At 54.5% G+C, this 12,019-nt stretch carries 11 protein-coding genes and 1 pseudogene; 7 read left to right on the top strand and 5 right to left on the bottom strand.

Going from position 1 to position 12,019, the window contains the following annotated elements:
* A pseudogene (locus K5905_RS14625) lies at window positions 1–250 on the bottom strand (hypothetical protein); the annotation flags it as partial.
* Between the two features lie 78 nt (window positions 251–328).
* Between K5905_RS14625 and pdxH the strand changes: the two are divergent.
* A complete protein-coding gene (gene pdxH / locus K5905_RS14620) occupies window positions 329–964 on the top strand; it encodes a pyridoxamine 5'-phosphate oxidase (RefSeq protein ID WP_297585197.1) in 636 nt (211 codons plus the stop codon).
* Between the two features lie 147 nt (window positions 965–1,111).
* On the opposite strand, the gene K5905_RS14615 is transcribed toward pdxH, so the two are convergent.
* The 3 genes from K5905_RS14615 to K5905_RS14605 all read right to left on the bottom strand — a co-directional run bounded on the left by K5905_RS14615 (window position 1,112) and on the right by K5905_RS14605 (window position 3,170).
* Window positions 1,112–2,086: a CorA family divalent cation transporter gene (locus K5905_RS14615; protein ID WP_297585194.1), complete on the bottom strand. Its 975-nt coding sequence runs from the start codon at window positions 2,084–2,086 to the stop codon at window positions 1,112–1,114.
* A 186-nt stretch (window positions 2,087–2,272) separates the two neighbouring features.
* A complete protein-coding gene (locus tag K5905_RS14610; RefSeq protein ID WP_297585192.1) occupies window positions 2,273–2,410 on the bottom strand; it encodes a hypothetical protein in 138 nt (45 codons plus the stop codon).
* Window positions 2,411–2,699: 289 nt separating this feature from the next.
* Entirely contained in the window at window positions 2,700–3,170 is a 471-nt protein-coding gene (locus tag K5905_RS14605; RefSeq protein ID WP_297585190.1) for a hypothetical protein, read from the bottom strand.
* Window positions 3,171–3,333: 163 nt separating this feature from the next.
* Between K5905_RS14605 and K5905_RS14600 the strand changes: the two genes are divergently transcribed.
* Window positions 3,334–4,323, top strand: coding sequence for a DUF1499 domain-containing protein (locus K5905_RS14600; protein WP_297585187.1), 990 nt, complete (start codon window positions 3,334–3,336; stop codon window positions 4,321–4,323).
* Window positions 4,324–4,328: 5 nt separating this feature from the next.
* Here the strand turns inward: K5905_RS14600 and K5905_RS14595 are convergent, their stop codons facing one another.
* Window positions 4,329–5,231, bottom strand: a complete 903-nt coding sequence (locus K5905_RS14595; protein ID WP_297585185.1) for an MBL fold metallo-hydrolase — start codon at window positions 5,229–5,231, stop codon at window positions 4,329–4,331.
* Window positions 5,232–5,271: 40 nt separating this feature from the next.
* Here K5905_RS14595 and K5905_RS14590 point away from each other — a divergent pair, with 40 nt between their 5' ends.
* The 5 genes from K5905_RS14590 to pstA all read left to right on the top strand — a co-directional run bounded on the left by K5905_RS14590 (window position 5,272) and on the right by pstA (window position 11,960).
* Complete coding sequence (locus tag K5905_RS14590; protein WP_297585183.1) at window positions 5,272–5,949, top strand: SRPBCC family protein; 678 nt, start codon at window positions 5,272–5,274, stop codon at window positions 5,947–5,949.
* A gap of 216 nt (window positions 5,950–6,165) precedes the next feature.
* Complete coding sequence (locus K5905_RS14585; RefSeq protein ID WP_297585180.1) at window positions 6,166–7,524, top strand: ATP-binding protein; 1,359 nt, start codon at window positions 6,166–6,168, stop codon at window positions 7,522–7,524.
* A gap of 489 nt (window positions 7,525–8,013) precedes the next feature.
* Complete coding sequence (locus tag K5905_RS14580) at window positions 8,014–9,051, top strand: substrate-binding domain-containing protein (protein WP_297585178.1); 1,038 nt, start codon at window positions 8,014–8,016, stop codon at window positions 9,049–9,051.
* Between the two features lie 87 nt (window positions 9,052–9,138).
* A complete protein-coding gene (pstC, locus tag K5905_RS14575) occupies window positions 9,139–10,611 on the top strand; it encodes a phosphate ABC transporter permease subunit PstC (protein ID WP_297585176.1) in 1,473 nt (490 codons plus the stop codon).
* On the top strand, window positions 10,611–11,960 hold the full coding sequence (gene pstA, locus K5905_RS14570; RefSeq protein WP_297585174.1) for a phosphate ABC transporter permease PstA: 1,350 nt from the start codon (window positions 10,611–10,613) through the stop codon (window positions 11,958–11,960). The genes pstC and pstA overlap by 1 nt, the downstream gene beginning before the upstream one ends.
* The last annotated feature ends 59 nt before the right edge of the window (window positions 11,961–12,019 follow it).

Genomic DNA, 12,019 nt, shown 5'->3' with positions numbered 1-12,019 from the left:
TGCCGGACGCCAGCTCCGGACCTATTGCGTCGAGGTTTTCCGCAATAATGCCGCGGTCATCGGCATTGATGTCGGAGTAAGCGATGTCGGTGGAGGATGCGATTGACCCTGTGATGACAGTCGGCGTGTCGACATTGTTGCTGCCGATTGGCACATTGAGCCGGCTGCAGCCACCAAGGGCAGCCCCGAGTAAAACGGTAACCGCTACAAAATGCTGGATCTTGGTGGGTCCAGGTGTATATGAACTCATACGAAACATCTTACAGACGGCCTCCCACGCGGGCATTTTTCGCCTTGCTGCAGGTGGATTTTCTTCGACAGGTAACTAATGACAGATCTCAAGCATCCTTCTGAAGAGTTAACAAATGGTGACTTTACGGAGGTCAAGAAACCATTTGATCTTTTCTGTGAATGGCTTGAGGACGCCAAGGCGTCCGAGCCGAACGATCCGAATGCGTTATCCCTTGCAACTGTTGACGAAACCGGCCTGCCGAACGTCCGAATGGTGCTGTTGAAGGATGTCGATGAACGCGGATTTGTGTTCTACACAAATTTTGAGAGCACGAAGGGTAGGGAGCTTCTGTCGTCACACAAGGCTGCGATGTGCTTCCACTGGAAGTCCCTGCGCCGTCAGGTTCGCGTACGAGGCAAAGTGGTCGAAGTCTCCAAGGACGAAGCGGACGAATATTATCAGTCGCGCGCCCGCGGTAGCCGCATCGGTGCCTGGGCCTCCAAACAGTCCCGCCCGTTGGAAAGCCGTTTCGCGCTCGAAAAGGAAGTCGCGAAATACACGGCAAAGTTCGGCATCAGCGACATACCACGGCCTGAGCACTGGTCGGGCATGCGTCTGGTCCCGACTTCGATCGAGTTTTGGCACGACCGTCCATTCCGGTTGCATGACCGCATCCTTTTCACCAGAGACGCAGAGGATCAGCCCTGGTCGAAGGAACGTTTGTATCCTTGATAGGCGTCATCGAAGCTGTGAGAATCGGCATTTTATGCGATGTAACGCCGGAGATGGCTGGCAGAGACAAGGCATAAAAAATCCAACAAAAGCGATATCACTCAGCAAAATTTTATTGAAGTGATGTGTGAAACCACGTCAACGTGTTTAAAGCAGTCTTTTCCATCTGAAAAAGATGAAGGTCGCGACTACGGACACGAGCATGAGGCTGATCGAAAACAAAAATCCCTGCTCCCACTTGAGCTCAGGCATGTTGGCAAAATTCATCCCGTAGATTGAGGCGATCAGGGTCGGTGGCAGGAACACCAGACCGAGCATCGCAAAAATCTTGGCAATCTGGTTCTGTTCCAGCGTGACCAGGCCAACCGTGGCGTCGAGCAGAAAGTTCAATTTACTGTCCAGCGCATTGCCGTGTTCTTTGATCGAGCGGATGTCGCGAATGTACATTCTGCAATCCGCGGTCTGTTCGTCGTTCAAATCAAGACGTTTGGCATGTGTGCTTGTGTAAAGCAGCATTCTGGAAAGGCTGGTGCAGACATCATGCATTTTAGCCACTTGCAGTCCAATCTGCCCCAGTCGCTTGATGGCGACCTGATAACTTCCGGTCTTTCGCGTATTAAGACCTTCGCCAAAGACCTGTAGCGCCAGTTCATCATAAAGTGAGGACGCGTTTTCCATTTCATCGGCGCAACGATCGACGATAATGTCCAGCATCGCGAACAGCACTGCCGGACCTTTATGGGCAATTGTTTCGTCCGACTGAGCTTTATTTGAAAATGCCGACAGGGATTTGGGCTCACCGTAACGAACGGTGACAAGCCGTTTTGCGTTCGCGACAAAGGTGACGGACGACAGTGTGGGGTCGGTGACCGGGCGCATCATCGGCAACTGCGCGGTCATCACGACTGCGCCGGGTTCCAGGTACAGTCGTTCCGATGTCTCGATGGAGGCAATTTCATCCCGTGTCGGGATCTCCGCACCCATCAGTTTTTCCGCAGTCTTCTGCTCCTCCTGCGTTGGAGAAACGAGATCAATCCAGACCGATGTCGACGGAAGCGCAGTGCCGGGAGAAACGTCTATCCGCTCCAGGCCTTTTACTGAGGGGCAATAAGCAATGATCATATGGGCAAACTCCGCGGGACAGATCACACTATTCGAAAGAATTGTGTATCCGACTCGGCGGCAGTTTGCCCAAGAGACCAGGTCACGGCAACTGTGTGATATATCGATGCGCCTGGCGCGGCGTCAGCCATTGACAAGCTGGCGCGCCGGCAGTGGCGCTCGCATTACTCTCGGAAAGCCGGAGAATTACTTTTTTGTAGCGGCGCCGGCATTCTTGCAAAGCGCAGCTGCGTTCAGCGCAGCGATGCCGACCGGCTTGTACTGATTTATCAGTTTCGCCCCATCCGGCACCTTTGAATCCGGGCGGGAAATTTGCTCAGACATTGTCTCAGATCCATTGTTATGGTCCAGCGCCCGCTGACTGGACTTGAGTTGGTTTTTTTGCGAGCGAGCGTGCATGTCGTTTCCAATTAAGGCGATCGAAGGGCAACCGGTCATTCCGGCTGGCAATTCTTGCTCTCGATGGAAACAGCATGCGCCTCTAATCACAAAACGGCCAGTCAAATTCCATAACAGGATGTAACGGATTCCGTTGGAATTTGAAGAAGATAGGTAAGAAATTATTTACCTGTCTTTCTTTTGGGCTTCCCTTACGTCGTGATTGATGGGCACTTTAAATAAAGTAGCTTTTGTAGTTCTGCGGCGCTTTGCCGCGCATGGCGCTCAAAATACCGCGGGCGCAACGTGCAAGTGTCACCACAATCGTGAACGCCAAAAGAACCAATCCGGTGAGGATGAGCGTCGATGAAATGTCCGCGCCTAAAACGATCATGAGGCAACCTGCGCAAAACCCGATAACGAAAAGCGCGACTGTCGTGCGGATGTAAAAGTAATGCGCATGGAACCTGGTTTCATGCGGTTCGGCAAACAGGAATGCGAACAGCAAGGCGAGCGGCGACAGAAAAGTCGAGACAATCAAGAGATAGCAGAGGCAAATATTGCCAAACCCTGGTCCGAACAGGCTGCCGGTCAATGATTTCTGTCTGGGTTTTTCAGGTTTGGCCGATCTGTTCATTTTACCAATGGGTGACGGAATTCCCGTCCTGTCGTAATCTGTTGGAGCAGGGCGCGCTAGTTCGCTCATCGAGTTTCTCAATCGGATGCACCAACCTGCGCCGTTGAAATTATGATGAGCATTTTACCGAAGTGAAGTTCATTTTTGACAATTCAGATGTAAACAAAGAATTATTCAGCACGGCATAGGTTTGACGAAACGAAGGTGCCGGTGCTCTGCAAGTTGGGAAGCCATGAAGCGTTACGCCGCCTACAAGTCTGCCTCAGCTCCGGCAAGCCGCACCGTCGGTTCTGTTGCGCTGGCGCTTGCCCTGTTGGCGTTTCTTGCCAAGCGATTTGGCTTTATTGAAGCGGACGTTTTCGTCCTTTCGCTCGTCTGTGCCGCGGTTATTGCCACAGTTTCGCTCGTCCTTGCCGTCGTTGCGCTTCACCGCATCTGGTCATTTGGTGGTCAGGGACTGCCGTCTGCATTGGGTGGGGTCTTGCTGGGCGGTCTTGCACTTTTAGCTCCCGCACTTGTTTTGGGGATGCTGGCCGTGCATTCAGGCTCGAGTGACCTTTCCACCGACCGGCAGGACCCTCCCGCCGTGGTGATTCAATCGATTGCCGATGAACAGCCGGTGCTGAGCTGGATCAACCAGGCGCTGGAAGAACAGTCCTGGCAGAAGCTGCTGGGGCAGACGAAAAAGGACCAAAGCAGAATTACCAGTCTGGAATTGGACCATCCCGACATAGTTTCGCGCAGATACAGGATCGCTCCGGCCCAATTGCATGCTGCCGGAGCCAAGGCCATTGAAGTGCTGGGATGGACGGTTGTCGACGAATTGCCACCAGACCTGCTGGATGCTCCCACGCGCCTGCAGGCAGAAGGCTCCACCCGCGTTCTCGGCCTCAAATATGACGTCGCTTTGCGGATCCGTCCGGATACCGTCGGAGCTTTGCTCGATGTTCGATCCAGGTCCAGGACGCCGCTGAAGGACCTATCCGACAATGCCGATCACATACGTGTCGTGTTCACCGAAATAGATCAGGTGTTGCTCGAGACCTACGGTGACCTCGCCCGCCTGTCTGTCGAGGAAACAGGTCTGGAAGAGGAAGAGGAGCTGCAGATCGAACCGGTTGAGGATCCGCGGAACACGATACCCCTCCCTGGTTTCAAGCCATATGTCGAAGAAGAAGGCATTCAGGAAGACGACCTGGGCTTATCCGATCTCGAAGGCTGACACCGTTACCGGCTCAATCGATAGCAAGCGGTCAGTGACAGATCAGGAGAGGCTGTCACCTTCTTTTTATCGACCAGATCCTCCAGATGCGCAAAGACGGACAAACCGGCAGCAGGGTGCAGAACAGGGTCGACATTGGCATATAGCGTGCTGACGATTTCCGGGATCGTGCGCTCGCTGGCGGCGAGTTCTGCCAAAATGGCAGCTTCCCGGTCGAGCCGATGTTGTTTCAGATCATGAACATAGGATTTTGCCTGATGAATGGCTGCACCATGACCGGGTAAGTAGGTTTCCTCCGGCCGCCCAAGGATTTTCTCGATCGAGGTCATATAGTCCCTCATGCTACCATCCGGCGGAGCGACAATAGAGGTGGACCAGCCCATGACGTGATCGGCGGAAAACAGGATCTTTTCGCCGCTCAAGGCAAAGCAGAGATGGTTGGCGGTATGACCGGGCGTTTCCAGGGTCTCGAACGTCACTCCGGCGGCGCTGAAGCGATCGCCCTCGGCAAGCAGTTGATCGGCGACATGTTCCCTGTCACCACTTGAATCCAGCGGATTGACTTCATCTTCCATCAACGGGCGCGCTGACCTGTGGGACCCGCAACCGACGATCGGAGCACCGGTTTTTGCCTTCAGCAGCCGCGCACCAGGTGAATGATCCATATGAGTGTGACTGACCAGAATGGCCTCAATCCTGGCGCCGTCGGCAGCTTTCAAAATTGAGCCGATATGTTCATCAGACGCAGGGCCTGGGTCGATAACGACCAGATGTCGGGTACCGATGAGGTAGCTGTTTGTACCGTGAAATGTAAAGGGCCCCGGATTGTTGGCAGTGAGCCGTCGCAAGCCCGGGACCAGTTCAACTGCCGTACCATGGTTCGGATCGAAGTCTCGATTGTGTTTCATATGGAAAAGACCAATTGAATTTTGAAACGCGAAGTGTGTGTTGAACCTTGTCCAGTTTGCCGGCAATAGCAATGGTTTGCATCTTGTCGAAACTCTTGCGACACGTGTGACCATTCCAGGTCATGGCGTCATTTATCTGATGTTGGAATCGGATAGGGATACGCGACTTTGCCAATTCGGGTGCTTCTATGAAACACTGGTGTTCGGGTTGGATCGAAAACACTTTAGCAGGTTGCTTATGGCACAGGATCAGGAATGCCGGTTTGAAATATTGCTCGACATGCCGCGCGAACGGGCGTTTTCGCTGTTTGTCGACAAGCCGGAACTCTGGTGGTCCTCTCCGTTCGACGCGGTTGGAGAAGGCAAGGTAGAAGCCGGGATTGAACCATGTGTCGGGGGTAATTGTTACGAAATTGATGGCGAAGGCCGTCGTCGGCAATGGGGAACCGTTCTTTCCATCGAAGCTCCGCTTTACATTCGCCTGGCCTGGCAGGTGTCTCTGGAAGGAGCGGAAGTGGCCGATCCATCGGCGGCCAGCAGGGTCATGGTCAATTTTCGGCAGGCGGGTGAGGCGACCCGTGTGGAAATTGTTCACACTGAGTTTCTCAGACATGGGGAAGATGGGGCCGAATACCAGAATAATATGCGCAAGGCAGAAGGCTGGCCCCGGATCATCAAGAACCTGGAAAAGGCTGCCAAGGCGGTATCCCGGCGCTGAGAGGGGGCGCCGGCACAATCAAAAGCCGACACAATCAAAAGCCGGCACAATCAAAAGAATGTCACGCGTTTGTCGCCTGAATGACATGCTTGCCATGCTAAGAGCCCGTACCTTTCCCGAAATCCTGAATTCGGCCTTGCTAAAAAACTAAGACGCCGAAATAGTATCCCCTTTTCCGCAGCATGTCCGGCTGGCTCAAAACTACGCAATGAATTCATGACCGCATCGCCATCGTCTTTTGAAGAGACTTCCGAGGCACAAGCTGCCGCTTCACAGCTGACGCGCCTGGGCGAGTCCCGTTGGGTTCTTATTTCGGCACTTTTGATTGCGGTTCTGTTTGTGATTGCCTTTCAGGTACCTGTTTGGGCCGCAGTGTCCGGTCTGTTGGTTCTTTGCGGTGTCGCAGCGTTCGTGCCGCGCAGGACGTCAGGGCGCCGCGTGCAGCTGAGCACACAGCGCGAAAGACGTCGCATGTGGCCCGGAACAGGAATGAAAGTAACGGTCGATGCCTTGCCAACGCCCTGCTTTGTTGCCGACGGGCGTGGCATAACCCGCTATATCAACGCTTCGGCGCAGGAAGCCTATGAAGGTGTGAAACCCGGTGATCCCTTGTCGTTTTGCTTGCGGGCTCCGTCGCTGCTTGAAGCGTTTGATCGGGTATGTGCGACCGGTGGGACAGAACGCATCAGCTGGATTGAAAAGGTGCCGACCGAAACCTGGTACGAGGCGCATATCGCACCAATGTACATGCCCGGAAGTGGTGGCAGTCAGGACCACGGAGGCCGGGAACCCGACTTCATTCTTGTTGTTATTCAGGATCAGACTGAAAACCGCAGACTGGAGCGAATGCGTACCGACTTTGTCGCCAATGCGAGCCACGAGCTGCGCACGCCCCTGGCGTCGCTGACAGGGTTTATTGAGACAATTCAGGGCCCGGCTAAAAACGATCCTGAGGCGCAGGACCGGTTCTTGTCCATCATGCTGGATCAGGCGGGACGCATGCGCAGGTTGATCGACGATATCCTGTCCCTTTCCCGTATTGAACTCAAAGCCCATGTACGACCGGCCAACGTCGTCGATCTATCCGAAATCATCCGCCATACGGCGGACGCACTGTCTCCGCTTGCCGCAGACATGAATGTTGAAATCCGCATCGAGATGCCCGCATCGCCGGTCAGGCTCAAAGGTGATCGGGATGAGCTCATTCAGGTTGCTGAAAACCTGATTGAGAACGCGTTGAAATACGGCAGCAACGGCAAATTCGTCGATGTGCACCTTTCAGAACAGAACGAAGAACCGGAAGAGCATTTCTGGATACTTGCGGTGCGAGATTACGGTGAAGGAATACCAAAGGAGCATCTGCCCCGTTTGACTGAACGTTTCTACAGGGTGGATGTTGAATCGAGCAGGGCGTTGAAGGGGACAGGTCTCGGGCTTGCAATCGTCAAGCACATTCTGACCCGGCACCGCGCGCGATTGGAGATCGACAGTGAACGGGGGCAGGGAACGACATTCACCGTAAAACTTCCCGCGCTTGAAAACACAAACGGTCTTCCAGAGAAGATTTCTGCCTGATTAAACTTCCGAGTTGTGTCGTCTTCCTGAATTTGGCGAGGACTTGGCCGTGTGGACGAGTTGGTTTCGGGCGCCCTCAAGTCTCAAATGCGCCGCGTCCTTTCAGAATTCGAGAAAAGATTGTCCATTTCGGCGTCGCAAAAACTTGAAAGGGGCAACCCTTTCTGCATTTACGCTCCTGGAACTGGACAATCGTTTCTCGAACCACGCTCCAAACCAATTCGTCCACACGGCCTAACATTGCAATGGATAGGTGGGCAGCTTCAGCCCGCGAACTGCATTGCAATGTGACCAAAAACCCGAATCTTATGACACCAAAGATTTGGTGGTTGAGTTTATCTATTATTTTTCAAAGACTTAAATTGTCACAAAACTGAAAAAGAACTGTCATAGAACTCTCATCCATGGGGCCTAGGTTCCCGGCATCGCTCGAGCATTCAAGCGCTCGGCGAACATCTGCAAACCTTGACATTCAAAGGGAGTGGTCAAGTGAAATTTACGACCCTCGTTAGCGCAACTGCTCTGGCTGTTGCTTCCACTGCATTCGTTGGCGCAGCTCAGGCTCGCGACCAGGTTCAGGTTGCCGGTTCTTCTACGGTTCTGCCTTACGCTTCCATCGTTGCCGAGGCATTCGGTGAAAACACCGATTTTCCAACACCGGTTGTTGAATCCGGTGGTTCTTCTGCCGGTCTGAAGCGCTTCTGCGAAGGTGTTGGTGAAAACACCATTGATGTTGCCAACGCTTCGCGCAAGATCCGCGAAAAAGAAATCAAGGCATGCGCGGAAAACGGTGTTAAGGACATCATCGAAGTTCGCATCGGTTACGATGGGATCGTTTTTGCGTCTCAGAAAAACGGCCCGGCATTCACTGCTTTCCAGCCGGCTGACATCTTCAACGCCCTCGGCTCGAAGGTTCTGAAAGACGGTGAACTCGTCGACAACCCGCACAACACTTGGGCTGAGTTCAATTCCGACCTTCCGGCTGTTGAAATCGCTGCCTTCATTCCGGGTACCAAGCACGGCACCCGCGAAGTCTTCGAAGAAAAGGTCCTGGCTGTAGGATGTGAAGCAACCGGTGCCCTGCAGGCCATGATCGACAGTGGCATGTCCGAGGACGACGCTGAAGACGCTTGCATCGACGTTCGTGCTGACGGCAAGTCCACCGATATCGACGGCGATTACACCGAGACCCTCGCTCGCATCGACTCCAACCCGAACGGCATCGGTGTCTTCGGTCTGGCGTTCTACGAGAACAACACCGACAAGCTGAAAGTGGCCACAATGGGCGGGATCGCTCCGTCCACCGAGAGCATCGCTTCTGGCGAGTATCCGGTTTCCCGTCCACTGTTCTTCTATGTCAAGAAGGCGCATATCGGCGTGATCCCGGGTCTGAAAGAATACGCCCAGTTCTTCATCGCCGACGAGATTGCCGGAGCGGAAGGCCCTCTGGCTCAATACGGTCTGGTTGCCGATCCGGAACTTTCTGCCACGCAGGCATCCGTTTCCAACGAAGAAACCATGCAGTAATCGAGCCCCTACTCGATACACGGGGGCGGCATATTCCGCCGCCCCTTTTTCCTTTTTGGATCTTTTTAATGCCTTCCGGGGGAGCAAATGTCTTTGTTCTGGCTCATCTTGATCGTACTTGCCATAGCAGTGGCCGGATACGTTTTGGGGCGGGCGCGGGCCATGTCCAGCGCCGGGGGAGAGCGTCACGCTCTGCACTCCCTTCCGTCCTATTACGGGGCGAACGTTGCAATGAAGGCCGCAGTGCCTGCCTTTTTGCTCCTGATTGTCTGGCTGCTCGTGCAGCCTTTTTACGTCAATAAAGAAATTTCCGGATTGATCCCGGACAGCGCGATCAGCGAAGGCTCATCCCGCGGGCTTGTTCTGGCAGAGGTGCGCCGCGCCGCGCGCGGGCTCGACAACGCTGTCGCCAGCGGTGAGATATCAGAGGATTTCGCACGCAGCGCCCGTGCCGACATCAATGACGTTACCACGCGTCTCAAGGAAGCCGGCCAGATCGTCACTTCGGACATCACGCAGCCTGTTCTGAGAGCGGCGCAAAGGTACCGGGTTCTCGCAGCCACTGGCAATCTTTACATGACGATCGCCGTCATTCTCACGGCGATAGGCGGTGCACTCTGGGGCTTGAAAGAAACCAACGCGCAATTCTGGGCCCGCAATACGGTCGAAAAAGGTGTCAGGGTTATTCTGATCGCGGCGGCTTCGATTGCGATCCTGACGACCATCGGCATTGTGCTGTCGCTTGTGTTCAACACAGTCGAATTCTTCAGGCTTTATCCGGCCGCCGACTTCTTCTTCGGGCTGACATGGTCACCAAGTTTCTCGGGACGCGGTGGGTCTTCCGAACTCGGCATCCTTCCGCTTCTCTGGGGCACATTTTACATTTCCTTTGTGGCGCTGGCTGTGGCCGTGCCAATCGGACTGTTCGCCGCAATTTACTTGTCGGAATATGCAACACCGAGAGTTCGCGCCGTCGCCAAACCGCTGTTGGAAATTCTCGCCGGTATTCCGACCATCGTTTACGGCCTCTTCGCGCTCCTCACGGTGGGACCGCTTTTGCTTTCCGTCTTCGGTGATAACGGCCTTGGTATCATGAAGGCTGGAACGGCGGTCATGACTGCTGGTCTGGTTATGGGCATCATGCTGATCCCGTTTGTTAGCTCGTTGTCCGACGACATCATCAACGCCGTTCCACAGGCTATGCGTGATGGTTCTTACGGGCTTGGTGCGACGAAGTCAGAAACAGTCAAGCAGGTCATCCTGCCGGCGGCTCTGCCGGGTATTGTCGGTGCCATTTTGCTGGCAGCATCCCGTGCCATCGGTGAAACCATGATTGTGGTTCTTGGCGCCGGGGCGGCAGCGCGTCTGAGCCTCAACCCCTTTGAAGCCATGACCACTGTGACGGCGAAGATCGTCAGTCAGCTGACAGGTGATGCCGACTTTGCCTCACCGGTCGCGCTGGTTGCCTTTGCCCTGGGCATGACCCTCTTCGTAGTGACACTGGGTCTCAACATTGTCGCGCTCTATATCGTGCGCAAATACCGGGAGCAGTATGACTGATGACCGAGACGACACTTTCTCCCGAACCAGCCGAGAAACCGACCAATGTTCCGCTCAAATTCAAGTCGCTCTATGAAATCGATGATCTGACCCGCAAACGAAATGCTTCGGAAAAGCGGTTCAAGGCCTATGGAATGGCTGCGATCGGAATTGGCCTCTTCTTCCTGGTTGTGCTGACCTTTACGATCATCAGCGAAGGCATTCCGGCGTTCACGAAAACTGTTGTTCAGGTTGAATTCAGTCTGACGCAGGAGCAATTCGACGAAGCGGAAAGTCAGCTTTTCAAGACAAAGGCCTATGAGAAAATCTTTATAGGCGCGCTCCAGGGGCAGCTTCAGGAAAACGGTGTCAGCGTGCCCTTCGACGCCTCTACCATTGAACGTATTGTCGGAAAACCCGGTGGCACCATCAGGTCGTTCTTCACCGCCAACCAGGACCGGCTGGGAAGCCAGGTGGAATTTGAACTGGCGGCCTCATCTAGGGTCGATGGCTACATGAATGGGCGCGTCACGCGGGCGAACATGACCGACAGCCGGTTCCTGCAAAAGACCGACCTGGATCTTGTGGATGCGCTCGTTGAGGCGGGCGTCATCAAGTCAGTGTTCAACTGGAACTTCATCACCGGCGCGGATTCCGGAGTGGACAACCCGGGAGCCGCCGGCATAGGCGCCTCCGTAATCGGTTCCTTGTTCATGATGCTGGTGGTCCTGTTCCTGTCCCTGCCAATCGGTGTTGCTGCTTCCATCTATCTTGAAGAATTCGCGCCGCAGAACAAATTCACCGACCTGATTGAAGTGAACATATCCAACCTGGCCGCCGTCCCCTCCATTGTGTTCGGGATCCTTGGCTTGGCGGTCTTCATTCAGTTCATGCACCTGCCGCAATCGGCACCGCTGGTCGGTGGTCTGGTGCTGACGCTGATGACACTTCCGACGATCATTATCTCAACGCGCGCTTCGCTGAAGGCGGTTCCTCCGAGCATTCGCGATGCAGCGCTGGGGATCGGTGCGTCGAAGATGCAGGCAACATTCCACCACGTGCTGCCCCTGGCAATGCCGGGTATCCTAACCGGAACGATCATCGGTTTGGCCCAGGCGCTTGGTGAAACGGCTCCGCTTCTGCTGATCGGCATGGTTGGTTTTGTGGCGCGTGGCTATCCTGATGGTCTTATCGCGGGCTTTACCGAGCCGAATTCAGCGATGCCCGCGCAGATCTACACATGGGCGGCACGAGCCGACTATGCTTTTTACGAAAAGGCTTGGGGCGGAATTATCGTCCTTTTGGTGTTCCTCTTAACGATGAACATTATCGCTATCATCCTGCGTCGCAGGTTTGAGCGCCGCTGGTAAGGGTTGAACCGATGAACGAGATGCCGAATTTTGAACAGGCGACTGACATGACCGAGACC

The organism is Roseibium sp., from assembly GCF_025698965.1.
Taxonomy (GTDB): domain Bacteria; phylum Pseudomonadota; class Alphaproteobacteria; order Rhizobiales; family Stappiaceae; genus Roseibium.
Note: the sequence above shows the minus strand (reverse complement) of the source record. Positions and strands in the feature narration are given on the sequence as shown.